Annotated in this window: 27 protein-coding genes; 12 read left to right on the forward strand and 15 right to left on the reverse strand. The window is 74.4% G+C overall.

The window, feature by feature from the left end:
• The first annotated feature begins 142 nt into the window (after window positions 1-142).
• A complete protein-coding gene (locus tag ACF09E_RS00460; protein ID WP_361848186.1) occupies window positions 143-448 on the forward strand; it encodes a WhiB family transcriptional regulator in 306 nt (101 codons plus the stop codon).
• A gap of 84 nt (window positions 449-532) precedes the next feature.
• On the opposite strand, the gene ACF09E_RS00465 is transcribed toward ACF09E_RS00460, so the two are convergent.
• From ACF09E_RS00465 to ACF09E_RS00480, 4 genes are all read right to left on the reverse strand, one after another.
• Entirely contained in the window at window positions 533-1,423 is an 891-nt protein-coding gene (locus tag ACF09E_RS00465; protein WP_392203114.1) for an oxygenase MpaB family protein, read from the reverse strand.
• Between the two features lie 115 nt (window positions 1,424-1,538).
• Window positions 1,539-2,060, reverse strand: coding sequence for a TetR family transcriptional regulator (locus ACF09E_RS00470; RefSeq protein WP_392203115.1), 522 nt, complete (start codon window positions 2,058-2,060; stop codon window positions 1,539-1,541).
• Window positions 1,960-2,454: a hypothetical protein gene (locus ACF09E_RS00475; protein ID WP_392203116.1), complete on the reverse strand. Its 495-nt coding sequence runs from the start codon at window positions 2,452-2,454 to the stop codon at window positions 1,960-1,962. The genes ACF09E_RS00470 and ACF09E_RS00475 overlap by 101 nt, the downstream gene beginning before the upstream one ends.
• Before the next feature lie 89 nt (window positions 2,455-2,543).
• Window positions 2,544-2,714, reverse strand: a complete 171-nt coding sequence (locus tag ACF09E_RS00480) for a hypothetical protein (protein ID WP_392203117.1) — start codon at window positions 2,712-2,714, stop codon at window positions 2,544-2,546.
• 69 nt (window positions 2,715-2,783) lie between these two features.
• Here ACF09E_RS00480 and ACF09E_RS00485 point away from each other — a divergent pair, with 69 nt between their 5' ends.
• The 4 genes from ACF09E_RS00485 to ACF09E_RS00500 all read left to right on the forward strand — a co-directional run bounded on the left by ACF09E_RS00485 (window position 2,784) and on the right by ACF09E_RS00500 (window position 6,066).
• On the forward strand, window positions 2,784-3,356 hold the full coding sequence (locus ACF09E_RS00485; RefSeq protein WP_392203118.1) for a GNAT family N-acetyltransferase: 573 nt from the start codon (window positions 2,784-2,786) through the stop codon (window positions 3,354-3,356).
• Window positions 3,357-3,522: 166 nt separating this feature from the next.
• On the forward strand, window positions 3,523-4,779 hold the full coding sequence (locus tag ACF09E_RS00490; protein WP_392203119.1) for an NAD(P)/FAD-dependent oxidoreductase: 1,257 nt from the start codon (window positions 3,523-3,525) through the stop codon (window positions 4,777-4,779).
• A gap of 131 nt (window positions 4,780-4,910) precedes the next feature.
• Window positions 4,911-5,351 (forward strand): SRPBCC family protein, encoded by a 441-nt coding sequence (locus tag ACF09E_RS00495; protein WP_392203120.1) that lies wholly within the window; start codon window positions 4,911-4,913, stop codon window positions 5,349-5,351.
• A gap of 166 nt (window positions 5,352-5,517) precedes the next feature.
• Complete coding sequence (locus tag ACF09E_RS00500; RefSeq protein WP_392203121.1) at window positions 5,518-6,066, forward strand: rhodanese-like domain-containing protein; 549 nt, start codon at window positions 5,518-5,520, stop codon at window positions 6,064-6,066.
• Window positions 6,067-6,089: 23 nt separating this feature from the next.
• On the opposite strand, the gene ACF09E_RS00505 is transcribed toward ACF09E_RS00500, so the two are convergent.
• Both ACF09E_RS00505 and ACF09E_RS00510 read right to left on the reverse strand, forming a co-directional pair.
• Window positions 6,090-7,478 (reverse strand): uracil-xanthine permease family protein, encoded by a 1,389-nt coding sequence (locus tag ACF09E_RS00505; protein WP_392203122.1) that lies wholly within the window; start codon window positions 7,476-7,478, stop codon window positions 6,090-6,092.
• Window positions 7,475-8,599 (reverse strand): aryl-sulfate sulfotransferase, encoded by a 1,125-nt coding sequence (locus ACF09E_RS00510; protein ID WP_392203123.1) that lies wholly within the window; start codon window positions 8,597-8,599, stop codon window positions 7,475-7,477. Before ACF09E_RS00510 ends, ACF09E_RS00505 begins: the two co-directional genes overlap by 4 nt.
• Before the next feature lie 190 nt (window positions 8,600-8,789).
• Between ACF09E_RS00510 and ACF09E_RS00515 the strand changes: the two genes are divergently transcribed.
• Window positions 8,790-9,350 carry a helix-turn-helix domain-containing protein gene (locus ACF09E_RS00515; protein WP_392203124.1) on the forward strand — a complete coding sequence of 187 codons (561 nt, stop codon included), beginning with the start codon at window positions 8,790-8,792 and terminating at the stop codon, window positions 9,348-9,350.
• Between the two features lie 105 nt (window positions 9,351-9,455).
• On the opposite strand, the gene ACF09E_RS00520 is transcribed toward ACF09E_RS00515, so the two are convergent.
• Both ACF09E_RS00520 and msrA read right to left on the reverse strand, forming a co-directional pair.
• Window positions 9,456-9,629 (reverse strand): hypothetical protein, encoded by a 174-nt coding sequence (locus tag ACF09E_RS00520; RefSeq protein WP_392203125.1) that lies wholly within the window; start codon window positions 9,627-9,629, stop codon window positions 9,456-9,458.
• 97 nt (window positions 9,630-9,726) lie between these two features.
• Window positions 9,727-10,245: a peptide-methionine (S)-S-oxide reductase MsrA gene (msrA, locus tag ACF09E_RS00525; RefSeq protein ID WP_392203126.1), complete on the reverse strand. Its 519-nt coding sequence runs from the start codon at window positions 10,243-10,245 to the stop codon at window positions 9,727-9,729.
• A 576-nt stretch (window positions 10,246-10,821) separates the two neighbouring features.
• Here msrA and ACF09E_RS00530 point away from each other — a divergent pair.
• Window positions 10,822-12,456: an ABC-F family ATP-binding cassette domain-containing protein gene (locus ACF09E_RS00530; RefSeq protein WP_392203127.1), complete on the forward strand. Its 1,635-nt coding sequence runs from the start codon at window positions 10,822-10,824 to the stop codon at window positions 12,454-12,456.
• Window positions 12,457-12,659: 203 nt separating this feature from the next.
• Window positions 12,660-13,208, forward strand: coding sequence for a hypothetical protein (locus ACF09E_RS00535; RefSeq protein ID WP_392203128.1), 549 nt, complete (start codon window positions 12,660-12,662; stop codon window positions 13,206-13,208).
• A 64-nt stretch (window positions 13,209-13,272) separates the two neighbouring features.
• Here ACF09E_RS00535 and ACF09E_RS00540 read toward each other — a convergent pair whose 3' ends face one another.
• The 3 genes from ACF09E_RS00540 to ACF09E_RS00550 form a co-directional block, all read right to left on the reverse strand.
• Window positions 13,273-14,043 carry a GNAT family N-acetyltransferase gene (locus ACF09E_RS00540; protein WP_392203129.1) on the reverse strand — a complete coding sequence of 257 codons (771 nt, stop codon included), beginning with the start codon at window positions 14,041-14,043 and terminating at the stop codon, window positions 13,273-13,275.
• 197 nt (window positions 14,044-14,240) lie between these two features.
• Complete coding sequence (locus tag ACF09E_RS00545) at window positions 14,241-15,110, reverse strand: endonuclease/exonuclease/phosphatase family protein (protein WP_392203832.1); 870 nt, start codon at window positions 15,108-15,110, stop codon at window positions 14,241-14,243.
• A gap of 227 nt (window positions 15,111-15,337) precedes the next feature.
• On the reverse strand, window positions 15,338-16,261 hold the full coding sequence (locus ACF09E_RS00550) for a LysR family transcriptional regulator (protein WP_392203130.1): 924 nt from the start codon (window positions 16,259-16,261) through the stop codon (window positions 15,338-15,340).
• 148 nt (window positions 16,262-16,409) lie between these two features.
• Between ACF09E_RS00550 and ACF09E_RS00555 the strand changes: the two genes are divergently transcribed.
• From ACF09E_RS00555 to ACF09E_RS00565, 3 genes are all read left to right on the forward strand, one after another.
• On the forward strand, window positions 16,410-17,471 hold the full coding sequence (locus tag ACF09E_RS00555) for an alpha/beta hydrolase family protein (RefSeq protein WP_392203131.1): 1,062 nt from the start codon (window positions 16,410-16,412) through the stop codon (window positions 17,469-17,471).
• A gap of 36 nt (window positions 17,472-17,507) precedes the next feature.
• Entirely contained in the window at window positions 17,508-17,846 is a 339-nt protein-coding gene (locus ACF09E_RS00560; RefSeq protein ID WP_392203132.1) for a thioredoxin family protein, read from the forward strand.
• Window positions 17,847-17,943: 97 nt separating this feature from the next.
• The gene (locus ACF09E_RS00565; RefSeq protein ID WP_392203133.1) at window positions 17,944-18,507 is read left to right on the forward strand and encodes a HutD family protein; all 564 of its coding nucleotides are present in this window, start codon (window positions 17,944-17,946) and stop codon (window positions 18,505-18,507) included.
• A 333-nt stretch (window positions 18,508-18,840) separates the two neighbouring features.
• Here ACF09E_RS00565 and ACF09E_RS00570 read toward each other — a convergent pair whose 3' ends face one another.
• Window positions 18,841-19,647, reverse strand: coding sequence for a hypothetical protein (locus ACF09E_RS00570; RefSeq protein ID WP_392203134.1), 807 nt, complete (start codon window positions 19,645-19,647; stop codon window positions 18,841-18,843).
• Window positions 19,648-19,725: 78 nt separating this feature from the next.
• Window positions 19,726-20,277, reverse strand: a complete 552-nt coding sequence (locus ACF09E_RS00575; protein WP_392203135.1) for a 2'-5' RNA ligase family protein — start codon at window positions 20,275-20,277, stop codon at window positions 19,726-19,728.
• Between the two features lie 86 nt (window positions 20,278-20,363).
• On the opposite strand from ACF09E_RS00575, the gene ACF09E_RS00580 reads away from it, so the two are divergent.
• Entirely contained in the window at window positions 20,364-21,101 is a 738-nt protein-coding gene (locus tag ACF09E_RS00580) for a VOC family protein (protein ID WP_392203136.1), read from the forward strand.
• 115 nt (window positions 21,102-21,216) lie between these two features.
• On the opposite strand, the gene ACF09E_RS00585 is transcribed toward ACF09E_RS00580, so the two are convergent.
• Both ACF09E_RS00585 and ACF09E_RS00590 read right to left on the reverse strand, forming a co-directional pair.
• Window positions 21,217-21,558, reverse strand: coding sequence for a DUF5713 family protein (locus ACF09E_RS00585; protein WP_392203137.1), 342 nt, complete (start codon window positions 21,556-21,558; stop codon window positions 21,217-21,219).
• A gap of 105 nt (window positions 21,559-21,663) precedes the next feature.
• Window positions 21,664-21,837, reverse strand: coding sequence for a hypothetical protein (locus ACF09E_RS00590; RefSeq protein ID WP_392203138.1), 174 nt, complete (start codon window positions 21,835-21,837; stop codon window positions 21,664-21,666).
• Between the last annotated feature and the right edge of the window lie 50 nt (window positions 21,838-21,887).

Below are 21,887 nucleotides of genomic sequence, written 5' to 3' on the forward strand. Positions count from 1 at the left end.
GTGGCCGGGGCCCGTCTGCGCTTGTCACTCGAAAGGGGGAAGCGTGGGGCGAGCTGTAGACCGCTGGCACATGCCTCCGTAGCGTCCCTGCTCTGTCAGCGCCGCCCACCGAAGAGGCGGTGCGGGGTCGGGGCGGGGGAACATGGACGAGCGCTGGATGGTGTCGGCGTTGTGCCGGACGGTGGACGCGGACGAGCTGTTCGTCGAGGGAGCGGCACAGAACCGGGCGAAGGCGCTGTGCACCGGCTGCCCGGTGAAGGCCGAGTGTCTGGCGCACGCGCTGGACCGCCGGATCGAGCACGGTGTCTGGGGCGGGATGACGGAACGGGAGCGTCGGGCGCTGCTGAAGCGCCGGCCCACGGTGGAGTCCTGGGCGCGGCTCCTGGACGCGGCCAGGCGGCAGCGCGGCGCGGGGGCGGCTGCGGCGTCGAGTCGCGCCTCCGCGTGAACGGGAGGAGCGCGGCCCCGGACCCACCGGGGCGGAACAGGGTCCGCGTGCCCTGAGGACACGGCTCTGCCGCAGTGCACCGCGTCAGCGCGGCCCGCCGGCCGCCTCGCGGGGCGGCAGGGAGCCCATCGCCCAGCGGATGGACCCGGTCAGCGCCTGGCCGGAGAGCCGCACGAGGCCGTCCGGCAGATACGGGGCCGTGTGGAGATCCAGCAGCGAGCGGGCCCACGCCGGCAGGAGCCGGACCGCGTTCGAGGCCAGGACCGCGTACGGGCCCCGGGCCGGCCACGGCAGCGGGGGTTCCCGCAGGACGAAGCGGGCCGCGTCACGGGCCTGCGGCGTGGCGCGCAGTTCGGGGCGGTAGCTCGCCAGCCGGACGGCGAGCGCGGCGCGGTCGCACGGCGGATCGGGGATGCCGAGGGCGCGGGCGACCCGCGCGGCGTCGGCGATGTACCCGTCGCACCCGGCGCCGTCCAGCGGGTGGGACCCGAACCGCTGGTGCGCACGCAGGAAGCTGTCCACCTCGGCGACGTGCACCCAGCACAGCAGGTGGGGGTCGGCGGCGTGATAGGGCTCGCCGGTCGGGGTGGTCCCCCTGATGCCCTCGTGCACGGCGCGGACGCGGTCCACGGCCCGCTGGGCGTCCTCGGCCGTGCCGTACGTCGTGTACGCGAGGAAGGTGCTGGTCCGCTGGAGGCGTCCCCACGGGTCGCCCCGGAAGCCGGAGTGTCCGGCCACCGCGGCCATGGCCCGCGGGTGCAGGGACTGCAGGAGGAGGGCGCTGAGCCCGCCGATGAACATGGACGCGTCGCCGTGGACGGTGCGGATGGGCCGCTCGGGCCCGAACCAGCGAGGGCCGGGGGCACCGTGGATGCGGGCCCGGTTCGCCGGCCCGGTGGGCCCGGCGACATGGCTGAACAGGCTGGTCCCGATCCGCTCCCGCAGCCCGGGGCCCGGCCTCTCCGACGTGTTCACCCCTCCATCCTCGCGCGCACCCACGGGAAGGGCAGGCCCGCGTGTGCCGAACGGCCACCGCGAGCCGACGCTCCGGGCGGCTCGTCGCGCATGCGAGGACGCCGGCACACGGTCGTCAGCCGCTCTCCTCATCGGCGCGCAGCAGGGTGAGCTGGTGCGCGAGGGCCGCGTCGAGGCGTCGCTCGTCGTCCGTGGCGAGGAGGTCGAGGAGGGCTCCGCGGAGGACGGCCAGGGCCAGGGTACGGCGGACGGCTCCGGCCTCGCTGTCCCGTTCCGGCGGTGGCTGGAAGCCGGCCAGGACGCCGAGCCAGTCCTCGACCGTCGCACGGGCGAAACCGGCCCACGGCCCGTCGGGCTGGGTGAGGGAGCGCGCGTACGCCTCGGCCCACAGGCGCAGCAGCGGCCGGTGCTCCTCGGCGGCGAGCCAGGTCCAGATCCGTTCGACGGCCGCCGCCAGCCCGGCGGGGTGGTCGGGATGACCGGCCGGTTCCAGGAGGGCCAGTTCGTCGGCGCGGCCGTGCGGCGCTGCCGCCTGCTCACGTCGGGGCGTCGACCGTGAGGCCGTACGTCCGCAGGGGGTCGAGGTGCAGCTCGTGGGGGCCCATGCAGTCGGCGGCCAGGGTGGCCACCCGGGCACCGCACGCGCACGACATGTTGCGACCTCCGGTGCCCAGCGGTCCGCAGCAGCCGTGGTGGACGCCCGGGGAGCCGGACAGCCGCAGGGTCGGCACGTCCTCCGGATGGACGATCACCGAGTCCCGGGGACCGGCGGACACCGTGCCCGTCAGGTCGGGCGGCACGAGCAGCGCGCGGCTCCCCCGCATCTCCGGGGCGCCTGCCTCCGCCTCCTCGAACGGGGCGCCCCAGGGTTCGGGGTCGACGGCGTAGCAGCCCCGCGGGACGGTCGACGGCGCGAGCCGGCCCTCGCCGCCGCGGTCCTTCTCGTGCGTGGAGACGTCCGGGACGTCGGGCAGCCGGCGGAGGTCCGGGGTGAGTGCGGCGCCGCACTTCGCGCAGAGGAAGACCGTCATGCGGTCCGTTGTATCCCACCGGCCGAGGCGGTCACCAACGGGTTTCCTCCCAGGTCAGGGCCCTGTCCGGGAGATCTCCAGGGGATCCCTCACCGACTGGGGGAGTCCAGGAGGTCCAGGAGCAGCGACATCCCGAAGACGGCGACGGCCACGCCCCCGAGCAGGAGCAGCGTCGCCACCAGGGCGAAGGCCATGGTGATCCGCGTCCGCCGGACGGCCGACCGGTACGCGCTGTCGTCGTCCCACTCCTGCTGATCCATACCAGCCCCCTTGAGGATCACCCTACGGCGCGGCGGCGCGCGCCCGGTACGCCGTGGCATCGTGGTCCCATGACGCTCTCGGTTCGCCCGGCCTCCGACTTCGAGGACGTCCGCGCCCTCGTCGGCCCGAAGTCGCCCGGGGCCACGGTCTGCTGGTGTCTCAGCTACCGGATCCCGTCCAAGCTCAACAACGAGCTGCGCGGGCCGGCCCGCGGGGAGTACGTCGCCGACCTCTGCCGCAAGGAGCCCCCGCCGGGTGTGCTCGCCTACGACGGTGACGAGCCGGTCGGCTGGGCCGCCGTGGCGCCCCGCTCCGACACGTCCTTCGCCCGCAGCCGGAAGATCCCGTACGTGGACGACCTGCCGGTCTGGTCGCTGTGGTGCATCCGTGTCCGCCCCGGCCATCGCAAGCAGGGGATCTCGCACACCCTGATCGACGGCGCGGTCGCGTTCGCCCGCGCCCACGGTGCGCCGGCCGTCGAGGCGTACCCGCTCGACAGCGGAGACGCCAACGTCGATCTGACGATGGCGTACCCGGGGCTCCGCAAGAACTTCGAACGGGCCGGATTCGTCCACGCGGCCGACACGACCTCGGTGCTGGCCGGACACCCCCGGGTCCTGATGCGGCTCGACCTGCGCTGACCGGCCGCCCGGCGACGCCCGCGCCCGTGCGGGTCCGCCGGCCGGCCCGGTCCGCGCGGCGCGCCCCGGATCGGGGGCGGCCCGCCCGGCGTAACGTGGCGGCCCGCGGGCGGTCCCGGGCCGCCGGCGGCAAGTCCGGTACGAGGGACGAGGAGTGACGGTCTGCATGGGGACGACGGACGACGAGCGGTACGACGTGACGGTGGTCGGGGCCGGGGCCGCCGGGCTCGCCTGCGCCGCGGACCTCGGGGCCGGCGGGCTGCGGGTGCGGCTGCTGGAGGCCGACGACACCGTGGGCGGGCGGATGCGCACGGACCGCGTCGCGGGTTTCACCGTCGACCGGGGCTTCCAGGTCTTCAACACGTCCTATCCGCAGGTGAAGAGGCGCCTCGACCTGCGGGCCCTGCGGCTGCGGCCGTTCACGCCCGGCGTCCTCGTGCAGACCGAGGACGGGATGCGCCGGTTCACCGACCCCAGTCGCCGCTTCCGCGAGAGCGCCGACCTGCTGCCCGGGCGGCTGGCGTCCGGGCGCGACCTGCTCGCCCTGAGCGCGCTGACGGCGCGCGACGTGCTCGCCCCGGCCGGACGGCTGCGGGCCCGGCCCGACACCACGACCCTCACGGCGCTCGCCGCCGCGGGCGTCTCCCCCGAACTCGTGGAGACGTTCTTCCGGCCCTTCCTCTCCGGGGTGTTCCTGGAGGACGACCTCGAGACGTCGGCCCGGTTCTTCCACTTCGTGTGGCGGAGCATGCTGCGCGGCACGCTGTGCCTCCCCGCGGACGGCATCGGAGCCGTACCCGCCCAGCTGGCCTCCCGCCTGCGCCCCGGCGTGCTGCGCACCGGGACCCCGGTCGCGGCCCTCACTCCGCAGGGCGTCGCACTCGCCGACGGGGGCGAGGTCCGCTCCCCCACCGTCGTCGTCGCGACCGGCCAGCGGGCGGCCGGCGAGCTGCTGCCGGGGCTCGACGTCCCGCGCGGCCGGACCGTCACCACGCTCTACCACGCGGCGGCACAGCCGCCGCTGGCCGAACCCGTCCTCGTGGTCGACTCGCGGCGCCGCTTCCTGAACAGCTGCGTCCTCACCGCCGTCCACCCCGGGTACTCCACCGACGGAAGGGCGCTGGTCTCCACCTCGGTCCTCGGCGCGCCCGACGCCCCGGCCGTGGACGCCGTGGTCCGCGCCCTGGGCGAGGTGTACGGGACGGACACGGGGGCGTGGGAGCTCGTCCACCGCGTCACCGTCCACGACGCCCTGCCCGCCATGCCCGCGCCCCACCCGCTGTCCCGGACCAGCCGGGTCGGGCCGGGCCGGTACGTGTGCGGTGACCACCGGGCCACCGGTTCGCTCCAGGGAGCCCTCGCCTCGGGCACCCGGGCGGCGCGGGAGGTGCTGGCCGACCTGAGGCGCGGAGGGTCGCGGTAGCGCCCGGCCGGAACCCCCTGGAGGTGGGGGTGCATCCGTTCCGGGGCCGGACCGGGAATGGTTCGGGGCAGGCGTCGGGGGCAGGCGCCCGTCCGGGACGGTCACGGTCGCGAGAAGGCGGAGGTCATACGGTGATCACGGTGGAACGGAGCTTCGTGGTGGGGCTCCCCCTGGACGAGCTCGTCGCCTATCTGGAGGACTTCAGCCGCACCGAGGAGTGGGATCCCGGGACCGTACGGTGCGTGCGGCTGGACGAGGGACCCGTGCGGCCCGGGGCCCGCTGGCGCAACACCTCCCGGTTCCGCGGCCGCACCACGGAGCTGGAGTACCGGCTCGTGGAGCGGGAGCCGTCGCGGCTCGTGTTCGTCGGGGAGAACAAGACGGTGACCGCCACCGACGACCTCTCGTTCGAGGCCGCGTCCCCGTCGGTCACCCGCCTCGACTACCGGGCGTCGCTGCGGTTCAAGGGCCTGGCGCGGCTCGCCGGCCCCTTCCTGAGGTCCGAGTTCGAGCGCCTGGGCGACGAGGTCGCCGAACGCCTCCCGACGGCGGCCACGCAGCACCGCACGTGACGGCGCGGCCCGTGGTGTTGCGGGGGTGTGGCGGCGGGATGGCGGGCTCGTGGCAGTGGGGGGCGCCGTCGCCTCCTGACGGGGGCGGACGTCTAGTGTCCCGGACACGGACCCCGCCGCTCCCGGTGCGGGGTCGTCCCCGGTCACTGCCAAGGGCAGGTTCGTCATGAGCGCATCCCCCTCCCTCACCGTCGGCGAAGCAGAGGCGCGGCTGCCCGAGTTGAGCGTCGTCGACGTCCGTACGCCGGGCGAGTTCGCGTCCGGGCGGCTGCCCGGCGCCGTCAACGTCCCCCTTGAGCGCATCGAGGAACGGCTGCCGGAGCTGCGGGACTCCACCGCGCGCGGGCCGCTGCTGCTGGTCTGCGCGTCCGGTGCCCGGTCCGAGAAGGCCGTCGCGGCCCTCGCCTCCCACGGCCTCGCGGCGGCGAGCCTCACCGGCGGCACGCGGGGATGGGCCTCGGCCGGTCACCCGCTGGAGTATCCGCCGGGGGCCGTGGGCCGGATCTGGGGGATGGAGCGCCAGGTGCGCTTCGCCGCGGGCACCCTGGTGCTGGTGGGCCTGGTGCTCGGGCTGCTGGTCCATCCCGCGTTCCAGGTGCTGTCGGCGGGAGTCGCCGGGGGCCTGGTGTTCTCGGCGGTCACGGACACCTGCGGCATGGCGGTCGTGCTGGGCCGCCTTCCCTTCAACCGGCGCGGCACGGCTTCGGCCGGCTGACGCGCTCCCCCGCGTCCGGGGGTTCACTTCCGTGCGTGGGGGTCCGGCGGCGCGGGCTCCCGGTTTCCGGGGGCGAAACGGCCGAGCAGCAGGGTGAGGAGGACGGCGGTCAGGGTGCCCGCGACGACGCCGCTGCCCAGGATGGTCCGCGCCCAGCCCGGGAATCCCGCGTACAGGTCGGGGGTGAGGAGCGGGAGCAGTCCCACGGTGAGGGCGAGCGCGGCGGTCAGCGAGCCCGTGCCGCTGCCGGACAGGTCGGCGCGGCGGAGCATCTCGACGCCCATGACGGCGATCACGGCGTAGACGACGAGTGCGGAGCCCCCGACGACGGCCTCGGGTATGCCGGCCAGGGCCCGGGACACGGGGGTGGCCAGGCCGAGGACGACGAGGAGCGCTCCGGCCCCGGCGGTGACGAAGCGGCTGCGGACCCCGGTGAGCCGGCCGATGCCGATGTTCTCGGCGCTGGTGACCATGAGGGACGTGCCGAACAGCCCGCCGGCCAGGGAGACGACGGCGTCGGCCCGGGCGACGCGGGGGACGTCCCGTTCGGGAGCGGGGACGCGGCCGACGGTCTCGCTGTTGAGCACGGTCTGTCCGGTGATCTCCGCCAGGGTGGTGAGGCTGAACACGAGGAGCGGGAGGGCGGCCAGCAGGTCGAACCGCGGTGTCCCGAAGGGCAGGAGGGCGGGGAGTGCGAAGCCGCTGCCGACGGCGGGGACGAAGGAGCCCAGACCGGTGGTCACGGCCACCACGGTGCCCGCGGCCATGCCGATGAGGACGGAGGTCTGGCGCCAGACGCCGCGCAGGAACACGTACGCGGCGACGGTGGCCGCGACCGTGAGCGCGGCGAGGAGTACGGCGCGGGGCTCGCCGGTGCCGTCGGGGCCCGTGACGAGCCGGGCCGCGACCCGGATCATCGCGATCCCGATGAGGAGCACGGTGACGCCCATGACCAGGGGTGGGAAGAGCCGTACGACACGGGCGTACAGGGGCAGGACGGCCAGCAGCAGTGCGGCGGCCAGGAGGACGGCTCCGGTGGCGGTCGCCGCCCCGTGCTCCTGGGCGATCTGGAGGAACAGCGCGGTCGCCGCGCCGCCGGGCAGCATGACGAACGGGAGGCGTCCGCCGATCCGCCACACGCCGAGGGACTGCAGCAGGGCGCCCGCGCCGCACAGCAGCAGGACCGCGCTGAGCAGGGAGGCCGTCGCGGCGGGCGGCATCTTCAGGGTGCCGGCGACGAGGAACACGGTGGAGACGGGGGCGGCGATCATCGCCAGCACGTGCTGGGCGGAGAGCGGCACCAGTCTCCGCCAGGGGACCGGCGCGTCGACGGCTTCGACCGCGGCCCCGGGGGCGGGTGCCGGCCCGGGCTTCCGGGTGGAGAGGGACGGGGGTTCCGGGGTGCTCGTCACGACGTCGCCTCCAGCCAGGGGATGTCCGCCGCCGCGTACCGGTAGGCGCGGAAGACGGCGTTGGGCTCGGACGGGAAGAGGCCCCGCACCTCCTGTTCGCCGTAGCCGGCGAAGTGCGGGACGACGTACTCCCAGCAGAGGTAGCCGTCCTCGGTCACTTCGAAGAGCCGCCCCGACGGCGAGTCGGTGACGAGGGTGTTGCCGTTCGGCAGGCGCTGCGCCGATCCCATGAAGGGCGCGAAGAAGAACTCGCGCGCGGGGTCGTGGTACTCCCACGCGATCTCGCCGCTGGTCCGGTCGATCTCGATGACGCGGGAGTAGGGGACGTCGCTTCCCGGTCGGAAGACGCCGTTGTCGAAGACGAGCAGTCGGCCGTCCTCCAGCTCGGTGGGGGCGTGCTGCTGGCTGACCGCACCGGGACGGCTGCGCCAGAGGACCTCCCCTGTCTCACGGCTGATGACGACGACCGCCGAGACGCTGCGGAGGCTGGCCAGGATGTTGCCGTCCCGCAGGGGTGTGACGCTGTTGATCAGGGGCCAGTGCTCGCGGGCGTAGGCCTCGTGCAGCGGGTAGGACGCGCGGTCGAGGTGCTCCGAGGCCCGCCAGGACCAGAGGAGTTCGCCGTCCGGGCCGACCTCCTTGACGGTGTCGGCCCAGACGGTGTCGCCCCCGGCCTCGGAGCCGGGCACACCGCCTCGCACGCCGGCGGCCTCGGCGCCGGTCAGGGGCTCCAGGGCGGTGTAGAGGACGCGTCCGTCGTCGAGGTGGTGGGCGTCGTGGTGCTGGAGCGGGTCGCGGTGCTCCCGCAGGACCGTGCCGTCGGGCGCGGCGCGGAGCATGACGCCGCCGCGGTACTTGTGCCACATGGGGAAGAGGGCGGGCTCGCCCGGAAGGACGCCGTTGTAGGCGAGGGTGCCGTCGGCGAGCAGGCGGGCGTGGCGGCCGGGGCGGTACGGCAGGTCCCAGCGGTGGACGACACGGCCGTGGAGGTCGATCAGGTAGACCTCGCCGGTTCCGGTGAGCGGGGCGTAGAGGGTGTAGCCGTCGGACACGGCCGTCTCGTCGAGGGCGATGAGGCCGACGGGACGACGGCGGCGTGAGTTCTGGTCGATGGTGGGCACGTTCGCGCTCCTCGCTTCAAACTTTCTTTGATGAGAACAACTGACTTTGACCCTAGGAGCGTTGTGTGACGGGCGTGTGTCGGGAGTACGAAACCGTTCCCGAGTTCCCGCGGTGCGCCGCGTAGGGTGCCTTCAGGCGCCGTCGACCAGGGAGAACGGCGCCGCCGGGCGGGGGAAGGACGGGAACACCATGGACGCCGAGAGCACGGACGCCCCGCGGGTGGGGGCTGCGGTACGCCGCCGGCGCAGGGCGCTCGATCTGACGCTCGCCGACGTGGCGGGGCTCAGCGGCCTCTCCTCGCCGTTCCTCAGCCAGATCGAGAACGACCGGGCACGCCCGAGCATGCGGTCGCTCCAACGGATCGCGGACGCGCTCGGCACCACGGCGGTGCAACTGCTGGCGGCGTCGGACGAGACGCGCGCGGTCGACGTGGTGCGCGCCGGCGACGAGAGCGGCCTGGACCGGGAGGCACGCGTCCGCCCGGTGGTACGGGGACGCCACCAGATCCACGCGCTGGAGTTCGTCGGCGAGCACGAGGCGGATCGCGAGTTCCGGCACCGCAACGACGAGTTGATGTACGTGGCGGACGGCTCGGTGGAGGTGGAGGCCGACGGCCGGATCCACCGGCTGGGGCGCGGGGACACGCTCCTGGTGTCCGGGGGCGTGCGGCACCGCTGGCGCACCACGGAGCCGGGTTCGCGGGTCCTCGTGGTCGCGGTCGGCGACCACGTGGAGGTGCTGGAGCCCTGACGGCGACGGGGCCCCGACGGCGGGGCGTCGGGGCCCGGTACCGGGCCCGGCCCCCGAAGTCCACCCGTACGCAGGGGCGTCAGGGCCGGGGAGGGCGGGCGCCGGTCAGGGTGCCGGGGCGTCCGGCGGGGAGGGTTCGCGGTCGCGGGACCGGCGGAGGAGATGCCGGGCCGACAGGCCCGCCCACGCGACCAGCAGGAGCGCCGCGGCGATGCGCACCGGGAACGGAGTGCCGCCGCTGCCCGCGGCCCAGCCGAAGACCAGGATGCTCAGACACATCCACGCCGGGCTGTCGGGGAACCCGCGCCTCCCGCTGTCCGGCGCCCCGCCCCTCTCCGCTCCGTGCACGCTCGTGCGTCCTGCCGCCGGCGCCCGCTCAGGAGGCGTCACGCCTGGGCAGGCGCCAGTTCGCACGCGGGAAGTGGCAGGTGTAGCCGTCCGGGTAGCGCAGCAGGTAGTCCTGGTGCTCCGGCTCGGCCTCCCAGAACGCACCGGCCGGCTCGACCTCGGTGACCACCGGTCCGGGCCACAGACCGGAGGCGTCGACGTCGGCGATGGTGTCCTGGGCGACGGACCGCTGCCGGTCGTCGGCGTAGTAGATGGCGGAGCGGTAGCTGAGCCCCACGTCGTTGCCCTGACGGTTCCTGGTCGTGGGGTCGTGGATCTGGAAGAAGTACTCCAGGATCGTCCGGTAGTCGGTGACCGAGGGGTCGAAGAAGATCTCGATCGCCTCCGCGTGCCGGCCGTGGTCGCGGTAGGTCGCGTGGGGCTTGTCCTCGTCCCCGGTGTAGCCCACCCGGGTGCGCAGCACTCCGGGCAGCGACCGGATCAGGTCCTGCATGCCCCAGAAGCACCCGCCGGCCAGCAGGGCCCTCTCCTCGGAGACGTCGCTCATGCCGCTCACCTTTCCGTCCGTGGGTCCGCCGGCACCCGGCGCACCGCGCGTGTGCGGCCGGGTCCTCCCTCATCATAGTCACCCCCTCGACCGTCACCGGAGGGCTCTCCTTGTCCGTTTCCGCAGGCCGGAGGCCGTGAAGGCCGGGGTGACGCCTGCGGCGTCGGGACCGCTTCGCCGCCGTCCGGCGGACGCCTGCGGACGAGGGTCACCGACGTCGTCCCGAGGCAGGTGCGGCGGCTCTCGGACGCGCCCTCATGAGGTGTGTCGCCGCCCGCGGGAGAAGACACGTGTGACGGCTGTCCCCTCCCCGCACCGGAAGGCTCGCGTACGGGCGGAATCACCAGGGCGTCGCGTCGACCGGCTGCTAGGCTTTCCCGTCACGTAGACCGTGTATCCGTGCATCGAGGAGTCACAGACGTGGTGGGTGAGGACGACATCTCCGGGTGAGACCCGGTTCTGACGGCCACCGGCCGGCGCTCGGGAGCGCTGCCGAGGTGGTCCGTCCCGTCGTACCCCCTTCCCCCTGTCTGCCCTGGGCAGAGCTCTGCCCTCCGTCCCTCCGAGGTCTCCCCCATGTCCGACGTCGCAGTCGTCTGCTCGAACCTCTCCTTCTCGTGGCCCGACGACACCCCCGTCTTCCACGACCTGTCCTTCAGCCTGCCCCAGGGCCGTACCGGGCTGGTCGCCCCCAACGGTTCCGGGAAGTCCACCCTGCTCCGGCTCGTCGCGGGCGAGCTCGCACCCGCGGCCGGCTCCGTGCGGGCCGACGGCATCGTCGGCTACCTGCCGCAGAGCCTTCCCCTCACCAGTGACCTCACCGTCGCCGAGGTGCTCGGCGTCGCGGCGGTGATCCGCGCTCTGGACGCCGTCGAGTCCGGCGACGTCGCGGACGAGCACTTCACCACGATCGGCGACGACTGGGACATCGAGGAGCGCACCCGCGCCCAGCTCGACCGCCTCGGCCTCGCCGATCTCGCACTGGACCGCACCCTACGCACGCTCAGCGGCGGCCAGGTGGTCTCCCTCGGCCTCGCGGCCCGACTGCTCAAGCGCCCCGACGTGCTCCTGCTCGACGAACCGACCAACAACCTCGACCTGGAGGCGCGGCACCAGCTGTACGACGTGCTCTCGGACTTCGCCGGCTGCCTGCTGCTGGTCAGCCACGACCGGGCGCTCCTCGACCGCATGGACCGCATCGCCGAACTCGGCGCTTCGGAACTGCGGCTGCACGGCGGCGACTTCTCCTCGTACGAGGCCGCCGTGCGGGCCGAGCGGGAGGTGGCGGAGAAGAACGTCCGCAACGCCGAGCAGGACCTCAAGCGGGAGAAGCGGGAGATGCAGCAGGCCCGCGAACGCGCCGACCGACGCATGAGCAACGCCTCCCGGAACCTCAAGAGCGCAGGCCTGCCCCGTATCTTCGCGGGCACCATGAAGCGAGGCGCGCAGGAGTCCGCGGGCCGCTCCGGGCAGGTGCACGCATCCCGCGTGAGCGAGGCCAGGTCCCGCCTCGACGAGGCCGGACGCGCGCTCCGCGACGACCAGCTCCTCACCCTGGAGCTGCCGGACACCCACGTGCCCGCGGGCCGCAACCTGTTCCTGTGCCAGGGCATGCAGGTGCGGCTCGGCGGCCGGGACGTCTTCGCCGCCGGCGGCGTCGACCTGACGGTCCGCGGCCCGGAGCGCATCGCCCTGACCGGCCCCAACGGCGCGGGAAAGACGACCCTGATGCGCCTCGTGACCGGCGACCTCGCCCCGGACGGCGGCGAGATCAGGCGCAACGACGGCCGGGTCGCCTATCTGTCGCAGCGGCTGGACCTCCTCGACCCTGACCGGACGGTGGCCGAGAACTTCGCCGCGTCCGCCCCCGAGCGCCCGGACGCGGAACGGATGAACCTCCTCGCCCGCTTCCTCTTCCGGGGCAGGAGGGCACACCTGCCGGTCGGCGTGCTCTCCGGCGGGGAGCGGCTGCGCGCCACTCTGGCCTGTGTCCTGTACGCGGAACCGGCGCCGCACCTCCTGCTGCTCGACGAGCCGACGAACAACCTCGACCTGCTCAGCGTCGGCCAGCTGGAGGGAGCGCTGAACTCCTACGAGGGGGCGTTCCTCGTGGTCAGCCACGACGAGCGGTTCCTCGCCGGGATCGGCGTCGACCGCCGGCTGCGGCTGGCGGACGGCACGCTCACGGAGACGGGAGACCCCGTGGGGTGAGCGGCCGGCGCTCGCGTCGGCGGACGTCGGCCCGGACGGACGAACACGTGAGCACAGGGGTACGTCGAGGCATGTGCTCACGTGGAGGGGATCCCGTGGAGGTGGCCACACCGGGCCCGCCGTCCGGCGCCGAGGTACCCGCGCCGGGCCCCGGGCGTGGGTACCATGCGCAGCACCACGCGTCCCGAGGGAGTGAGTGCACCGTGACCAACCAGTCGACCGCCACCCGTCTGGTGGAACAGGCCGGGTCGGATCTGGCGGAGAATCGCCGTCTGCAGCAGGAGCTCGCCGAGCGGCTCACGACGTTGCGGCACGAGGAGGCCCTCCTCACCGACATCCTCAAGCTCGCCCAGCAGTACGAGGGATCCGCCGTCCCGTCCCGGCTCCCCCAGCAGTCGCAGGCCGAGCCGGTCGTCGCCCGGGCCGGGCGACCGGCCGCCGGCTCCCGCGGGCGCCGCTCCGCCGCGCCCAGGCGTGCCCCGGCGGCCGGCACCCCCGAGGCCACCGCGAAGAAGCCGTCCCGTCAGCCCCTGCTCGGGGGGCTTCTCCTTGAGCTGCTCGGCAGGTACGAGGAGCCGCGGCTGGCCAAGGAGCTGCGGGACGAACTCCTGACGCGGCACCCGGACCGCACCCCGACTCCGCAGGTCGTACGGAACACCCTGGAGTCCCTCGTCGCCAAGGGACGCATCCAGCGTCACAAGCAGCAGCGGTCCGTCATGTACACCCTCGTCCAGCCGGAGCAGGTCGGCTGAGACGCCCGTCCGTCGTCCCGGCCGGGATGCCAGGCGTCCCGTACGAGCCGCCCGGCGGGCCCGTTCAGCCCTTCAGCGCGAAGAAACGCATCGGCGAATTCGGCCGGAAACCGATGCGCGGGTACACCGGCGCCCCCGCGACGGTCGCGTGCAGGGTGGCACGCGTCAGACCGGTGGCTCGGGCACCCTCGTACAGCGCCTTCCGCGTCACGGCCTCGCCGTACCCTCGCCGTTCCCACTCCGGGTCCGTGGCGACGAGGACGACGAAGAGTCGGCCGTCCGCCTCCACCGTCGCCGCGCAGGTGACGGGTACGCCGTCCCTCAGGCCGAGGTAGGCGTGCACCCGCTGCTTCCAGAGCGCGGAGCCGGCGATGCCGTCCCGGCCGTCCTCCAGGGAGAAGCCGTACGCCCGGGAGTTGATGTCCGCGTACGCCTCCAGGTGTTCGTCGGTCGACACGCGCACGAACGTCAGGTCCGGGTGGACGGGCTCCGGGAGGGGTGCCAGGTCCCCGGCCATGCCCGTGCCCGGGAAGGCGTGCACCAGGCCGGCCCGGTCGGCCGCCTGCTCCAGGCCCGCGCGGGCCTCCTCCGCGATCAGGTCCTCGAACACCCACAGGAAGCCCTGCCGCCTCTTCGCGCGCATGACGTCGGCGGCCTCGCGCACACGCCGCTCCAGAAGCGCCGCGTCGGCTCCCACGTCGGTCAGGGTGACGCAGTTCCAGAAGGCGAAACGGCAGTCGGCCCAGCGCACGGCGATGCCGGGAAGGTCGCGGACGTCCGCGGCCCCGTCCCGGTCGAGCACCATGGTCCGCCAGGCCACGGTCAGTTGTTCCATCGATTCGATCGAATCCCCGTGGACGGTCAACGGTGGCCCTCACTTCGCCGAAGGTGTGCGGAACGTGTGACGAGTGAACCACGGACGCACGTGTGCCCGTGCCGGCGAGGCGAGTTGTCGCCGTCGGGTGCGGCGAGCTCCGGTGGGTCGGGGGCGCCGCCGTCCCGAACGGTGGGCGGGCACCGGTGGACGTCGGTTCAGCGCAGGGTGATGCGGCCGGCCACCGGCAGGTGGTCGCTCCCGGTCGCCGGCAGCGTGCGGAGGTGGCGGACGGTCGCCGCGCGGGTCATGACCTGGTCGATCCGGGCCACCGGGAAGGCGGCGGGGAAGCTGAAGGCGAAGCCGCGCTCCGCCGTGTCCAGCCGTGAGGTCAGCGGTGCGAGCCCGCGGTCGTCGACCGTGCCGTTGAGGTCGCCGAGCAGGACGACCCGCTCCGTCCGCTCCCTCGCGACGGCCCTGCCCAGCAGCCCGGCGCTCTCGTCGCGCGAGGCGGACGCCAGGCCCGTCCCCCGTATCCGAACCGAGGGCAGGTGTGCGACGTAGGCCGCGATCTCGCCCCGGGGAGTGCGGACCACGGCCCGCAGCCCGCGGCTCCAAGGGCCTGCGATTCCCCGCGGCTTGATGTCGAGCGGTCCGGCGTCGGTGAGCGGATGCCGTGACCACAGCCCGACGGTGCCGCGCACCTCGTGGTACGGGTAGGCCGGGGCGAGGACCTCCTCGTAGACCGCCAGCGCCGGCGGCACCAGTTCTTGCAGGGCGATGAGTTCGGGGGCGGCGTCGGCCAGGGCACGGGCCGTGCCCGCCGGGTCGGGATTCTCGTCGCTGACGTTGTGCTGCACCACGAGCAGGTCGTCGGGCCCGGGCTCCCCGCCGGGCAGCAGCAGCCCGCCGAAGAGGTACGTCCAGGCGGCGGTGGGCAGCAGCAGCGCCGCCAGGGCGACGGCCGAGCGGCGGAGCAGCGCCGCGGCGAGCAGCGCGACGACCGGCAGGCCGAGCCAGGGCAGGAACGATTCGACCAGGCTGCCCACGCGGCCCGCGGAGTTCGGCACCACGCCGTGGAACACCATCGCTCCGGCCGTCAGCACCGCGAGCCCGGCCGTGAGCCGCCCGCGCGCCCGCCAGGCCGGCCGCGCCTTCGCCGCCGCCCTCGCGTCCCTGCCCGGGCGCGCCACCGTGTCCGGATCTGCGCCCGTACCCGTGTCCGTGTCCGTGTCCACCGTGTCCTCTGCCCGCTTGGTCCGTCGTGCCGTCCGCCCCGTTCCCAAGACGACGCGGCCGGTGATTCGGTTTCCGGTCACGCCGGCGGCGGGCCCGGCAGCCAGTCCCGTTCCGGGTCGTACTCCAGCCACCGGCTGCGCCCCGCCTCCTCCGCGCAGGCCGCGGCGAGTCCGCGCAGCCCCGCGTGGCCGCTCCCCGAGCGCCACAGCAGCGACCACGCGTACAGCGGAGTGGGATCGACCAGGGGAACGGACCGCAGTCCGGGGACCTCCGGCAGCGGCACGTCGGCGGGCATCAGGGAGAAGCCGCGCGGAGCGGCCGCCACCTCGGCGAGGAAGTGCGCGAGCCCGAGGTTGACGCCCTCGGTCGTTCCGCGGATCCCGAACCGTTCGACGAAGCACCGGAGGAAGTCCAGCCGGTCCAGGGCGCCCGGCGCCCACAGCGTGCCGTCGCGCAACTGCTCCGGCCGCAGGGCCGGTTCCGCGGCCAGCGGATGGTCCGCGCTCAGGACGGCGTCCACCGGTTCGAGGCGGACGAGGCGGTGGGTCAGCCCCTCGGGCAGGGGAGGATGGACGCGGCCGAACGCCGCGTCGATGTCGCCCCGCAGCAGCGCCGTCGCCACGGAGGGCAGGTCGCGGCCGTGCCCCAGGACCAGTTCGCCGGCGCGTCCCGCGATCCGCGCCAGGCTCCGCAGCGGGGCGTAGAGGTGGCCCCAGACGTCGACGCGCAGGGGCTGCTCCGTCCCGGACACCGCCGCGACCGCCGCGTCGGCGGCGGCCACGACCTGCCGCGCGGGCGGCAGGAAGCGCTGCCCGGCCGCGGTGAGACGTACGCTGCTGCCGCCCCGGTGGAGGAGTGTGGTGCCGAGCAGGGACTCCAGCCGCGCGATCCGCTTCGACAGCGCCTGCTGGGAGATCGCGAGCGTCCCCGCCGCCCGGCCGAAGTGGAGTTCCTCGGCGGTGCGCACGAAGGCGCGCACCTGGGCGACGTCGAGATCCATGGCCGCCACCTTAGGCGACAACCATCGGTTGTCGATCATGCCGCTTCGTTGTTGGATCGGCGGGCCGTGGGCGAGGTTCGATCATGCCCATGCGAGAACCGACTCCCGTGGGACGTGGCAGGGCCGTACCGACGACCGGAGGAACCCGATGAGCGCCGCCCGGTTCGCCGCCGACCAGTGGACCCGCGTCCTCGGCGCAGGCGTGGACCCCCATGAGTACCGGCGTCTCGTGGCGGGGCTGGGCTCCCTCGCCGACTGGGGCCCCGCCTGCGTGGGCGCCGGAGACGGCCACCTCCGGCGCGCGGCGGACGCGTGCTCGGCACGCTCGGCGGGCGAGCACCTGCTGGCGGCGGCCCGATGGTTCCACGTGGCCACGCTGGCGCCGTATCCGGACGCCGACCGTGCCGCGCGTGCGGCGGACGAGGCGGCGGGCAGGGCTCTCGCGCTGCTGGAGCCGGGCGCGCGGCGGGTGAGCGGGGACGGGTTCACCGGCTGGCTGCGCGGACCGGCCGACGCTCCGGGCACCGTGATCGTGGTGCCGGGTCTGAACTCGGCGAAGGAGGAGTTCCTCGATCTCGCGTCCGCGCTGCTGGCCCGGGGCCTGGCGGTGTTCGCCCTGGACGGTCCGGGCCAAGGGGTGCTCGCGGCCACCAGCACCTTCACGGCGGACTACGAGCGGGTCGTGGGCCGGGTGGCCGACGCGCTGGGGGCCGCGCGCGTCGGGCTCGTGGGGATGAGCCTGGGGGGCTACTTCGCCGCCCGGGCCGCCGCGTTCGAGCCGCGCGTGGCGGCCGTCGCGACCGTGAGCGGCCCCTTCCGGCTCGACTGGGACCGGCTGTCCCCGGGGATTCGGGAGCTTCTGGCGGGGCGTACCGGCGGAGCCGGGGAGGCCCGGGAGTTCGCCCGGTGCGTGGACCTCACCGACCTGGCGCCCCGTATCGCGGCGCCGCTCCTCGTGGTGGACGGCGGCGAGGACGTCATGCCCGGTGTCGCGAACGGCGAGTCACTGGCCCGGCTGGCGCCGCGGGCCTCGTACCTGACCGTCCCGCACGGCGACCACCTCCTCGGGAACGCGCGCCCGGACTGGCTGCCCGTCCTCTGCGACCACCTCGCGCACGCGCTGCGGGAGCCTTGGGAAGGCGGGTCGGACGGGAGACCGGGCCGGTGTCCGGACCGGGTCGGGGGCGCGGCCGGTTCCGCTCGGGGATGATGGGGGTGGACGACGGAACACGAGGTCAGGAGTGTCATGGCGAAGCGGATGCATCAGCCGCGTGAGGATGCGGAGTTCGACTTCATCCTCGGCGCGAGTGGTGTCCCGGTACTCGCGTACTTCATCGGGACGTGGCCCAAGGCGCTGGACGCCTGCCGGGCGATGGACCTCGTCGTGGGCGGGATCGCCGACGCGTACGCGGGGCGGGTGACCGCCGTACGCGCCGACATGACGCGCTGCCCGGCGGCGACGAAGCGGTACGGGATCACCTCGGCGCCGTCCCTGGCTCTGGTGAGGGACGGGGAGGCGGTGGCGCACCGCGCGGGCCCCATGAGCACCGGCGAGGTCGGGGAGTTCCTCGACCGGCACCTCTGAGCGTGGAAGACCGGCGGCCGGATGCCGTCGGCCTGATGTCGCCGCACCGGCGGGGTCGAACCGGCCCCGCACCACCCGAAGCCCCAGGAGTTCGCCCATGCGCCCCTTCGACCTCGAGACGCTGACGCCCGGTCGGTGGCGCAACGGCGGTGGGGTGACGCGAGAGATCGTCTCCCGGCCGGCAGGGGCCGAGGAGTTCCAGTGGCGGGCGAGCGTCGCCGACATCGACCGGGACGGACCGTTCTCGGCGTTCGGCGGGGTCGACCGCACGCTCACCCTGCTGTCGGGCCGAGGAGTCCGGCTGAGCTGTCCGGGGGTGTTCGACCGTCTCCTGGAGCACGCGGGTGAGCCGTTCGCCTTCGCCGGCGACCTCGAACTCTCCGCCGAACTCTCCGGCGGGAGCTGCCGGGTACTGAACGTCATGGTGCGGCGCGGCCGCTGGGCGGCTCGGGTGGAACGCGTGACCGACCGGATCGTCCCGCGGACCGGACACGCCGGAGTCCTCCTCGCGCTCCGCGGCAGGTGGCAGGCCGGCAGCGACGCGGTGGGTCCGGGCGGAGGCTCGTGGTGGGACGCGGGCGACGACGCGGTGCGGGCGGGGCTCACCCCCCTCTCCCCCGACGCCTCGGCCCTCTGGGCGGATCTCGCGCCGACGGGATGACTCCGGGCAGGCCCCTGGGTGGCCGTCCCGAGGCCCCGTGCGCGGCCGGGGCCGGCGACGAGGTGGCGGCGAGCCGGCCGGGGCTGCCCGCGGAACTCGTCGCGGTACTGGCCCTGGACGACGACGAGGCGGTACGGATCCACCTGGCCTGCCACCACCCGCCGGCCCCGCCGCGCCTCCTCCTGGACGTCTTCGTCGCGCGCCCGGCGCACCGGCCGCACCTGCCGGCCCTGCCCGCGTTCCCCCGCACCGGCCTGTGCCGCCTCGTCGACCATCCCGATCCCGAGGTCCGGGCCCTGGCGGCGGGCGACGGGCCTGAGGCCTCGGGGCGGGTCAGTCCCGGTCGAGTCGCGGCAGCGACGTGCAGAGGCGCTCAGGCAGTTCCGGCAGGGTGCGGTGGATGCCCGCACAGCCCGCCTCACGGTTCATGGTGACCGGTCGCCAGCCCGCGGGCTCGGCCCGGTAGAACCAGCGCTGGGAGATCGCCGAGGAGGGGCAGCCGTCGCCGGGGTCACCGCAGGCCGGTCCCATCCGGGTCGACAGGTCCAGCACAAGCCATGTGTCGTCGCAGCCGCGTGCGTCCCAGCTCGTGTGCGCGGGGATGTCCGTGTCGTCGACGGCCTGCCGGTAGGAGGCCGAGGTGCAGCGCGGAGGTGTGGGGTCGCAGCCGTTCTCGCCGCAGGCACGCAGCGCGGGCGGAGTGGCGCCGGCGGGGGTGTACACGTCCCGGCTGTTGACCATGACCGTGCGGGAGCCCAGCGGCTCGTCCATGGCCACCTCCGCCTGGACCCGCCGCGTGCCGGTGCAGCCGGATTCCCGGTCCTGGGAAGGGGACTCGAACGTGACCGTGACGTAGACGGTGCCGTTCTCGACGGTGTCCACCCGCCCGCTCAGGTCGCGCACACAGGGGCCTGCCCCATCGGGCACGTCGGCGTCGACGACCAGCGACCGGCCGCCGTCGGCGGTGGACACGCCGTCGATGCGCATCGGGGCGGCGCGCGTCCAGGCCGTGCCGGCGGCGGTCGCCGTACCGGCGGTCCCGGCATTCCCGGCCGTTCCTGCGATCTCGGAACCGCAGCCGGCGAGGCCCCCCACCAGGACCGCGCCGAGCGTGACCGCCCGTATGCCTCGCCGCCACATGTCATGCCCCCGTTCACCGACTGCCGGCAGCCTAACGCGCCGTCGGCCGCGGCCTGCGGCGGCTCCGGTCGAGCGCTCTCAGGGCATGCCGGGGCCGGCGAGCGGGAACGTCTCCCGGACCCGCCACTCCACACCGTCGTGGGCGATGAGCTCGACCGCCGAGACGTGCGACGAGAAGGGAAGTCCTGGGGCGAAGTCGGCCTCGCCCGCCGCCGGGAAGGCGTCGTCCTCGCCCTGGGCGACGGTCAGATGCGGGACGACCTCGCCGAACCGGCCGCCGTACGGCGGCGCCTCGGGCCAGCGGCCGACGATCGCCTCCGTGAGCCGCCGGAACGGGGCGTCGGGCTCGGGGACGAGGTGAAGGACTCCCGGAAACCGCCCGCACCGCTCGAACCGCACGTCGAACGCGGGATGGCCCCCCAGCACGTCCGCCAGAGCGGCGTGGACGCCGGTGTCCACCCGGCTCGCTTCGAGGAACGGGAACAGCACGGTGACGTGAGCGGGTACCTCGACCCGGGCCGAGCCGCCGAACCGCTCACGCCACGCCCGGACAGCCGGCTCCGCCTCGGGAATCCGCACGATGAGGGCGGTCTGCCCCGCCTGGAACCCGCTGGGGGTGTCGTCTGCCATGACACCGCATGGTGTCAGCTCCGCCGGGGGCGCGCGGCCCGTTCTCCGGTCGCCGCGGCGGTCCCGCGGCTCCTAGGATCCCGGGCATGGCAACACGACTCGTGCAGATCAACGTGAAGGCCCAGGACGATGCCGCGCTCGGGCGGTTCTGGGCGGAGGCCCTCGGTTGGGGTGTCGACAGCGAGGGGCCCGGTGTCACCAACCTCGAACCCCTGGGCTTCGCCTACCCCGATCCCGCGGCCGTCTGCATCGACATCATCGCCCGCCCCGAGGTCAAGACGGTGAAGAACCGGGTGCACATCGACCTCGCCACCACCTCGCCGGATCATCAGGCCGAGCTGGTCGCCCGGTTGAAGGACCTCGGCGCGACGCTCGCCGACGTGGGGCAGGGCGACGTCCCCTGGGTGGTGATGGCCGACCCGGAGGGCAACGAGTTCTGCGTCCTGGAGCCCCGGTCGGTCTACCGGGACACCGGGCCGATCGCCGCCGTGGTCGTCGACTGCGCCGACCCGCGCGCGCTGGCCCTGTTCTGGGACGGGGCGATGGACTGGACCCTGCACGAGGCGGCGGACGACCGCGCGACCCTCCGGTCCGCCCTGGGCGTCGGGCCGTACCTGGAGCTCGTACGCACCCCCGACAGCAAGTCCGTGTGGAACCGCGTCCACCTCGACGTCGCGCCCTACCCCGGTGAGGACCTGGCGGCGGAGGCGGCCCGGCTGCGCGCCCTGGGCGCCACCGACCCCGGCGTCGACCAGTCCGAGATCCACTGGACGATCCTGGCCGACCCGGAGGGCAACGAGTTCTGCCTGCTCACACCCCGCTGAGCGCGAGTGGGCCGCCTGGAGCGGGCCGGCCGAGCCTGGGCGGCCGGGACCCGGGGGCCCGGCCCGCGTGGCGGCACCGGCCCACTCGTGGAACCTCCCGGCGGCTCCGGCCTCCTCACCAGTCGCGGCCGGCGGTCAGCTGTTCCGCATCCGCGCCGGGGAACCCGTAGGCCGACGCCACGAAGGAGAACTCCTCACAGATCGACTCGCGCGCGACCGTCTCGATCTCGCTCCCGGCCGCCACGAACTCCTCCTCCAGTACGTTGAACTCCTCCGTCGCCGCCCGGGTGAGCGCGTACAGGCTCGGGAGGTCGGAAGGGCGCTCGGCCTCGACGCGTGCGCACAGGCCCAGCAGGATCGCCTCGCCCAGGGCCACCACCCGGTCGGGGAAGTACGCGTCGTCGTACATCGGTCGCAGGAACGCGTGACCCGCCACCTGGTTGTTCATGATCGGCATGCTGCATCCCCACCCTCGGCGACGGCTGATGGGCCGATCATGCAGGGCCCCACTGACAACGACGCCCCCGGGAGCAGGCCCGCCGGCCGAGGCCGGAATCTCGCGCTAGCGGGGGTGCTGCCCGCGCTCTCGCCGTTTCCGCTCAGCGGCTGCTTCGGCCTTGCCGTCCTCCCGCAGTCGGCGTCCCTCCGCGCGGAGGTCGGGATTCTGCAGCGCCTTCCCGTCGGACTCCTTCATGAGCCCGCTGATCCGCGTGAGTGCGGCCTTGACGATTCCCATGGCGTTCCACCTCCCGTTTCCCGGGGTGCGCCCCTCGTGGGGAGCAGGGG

Origin of the sequence: Streptomyces sp. NPDC014891 (genome assembly GCF_043081085.1) — a bacterium.
Classification (GTDB): Bacteria; Actinomycetota; Actinomycetes; order Streptomycetales; family Streptomycetaceae; genus Streptomyces.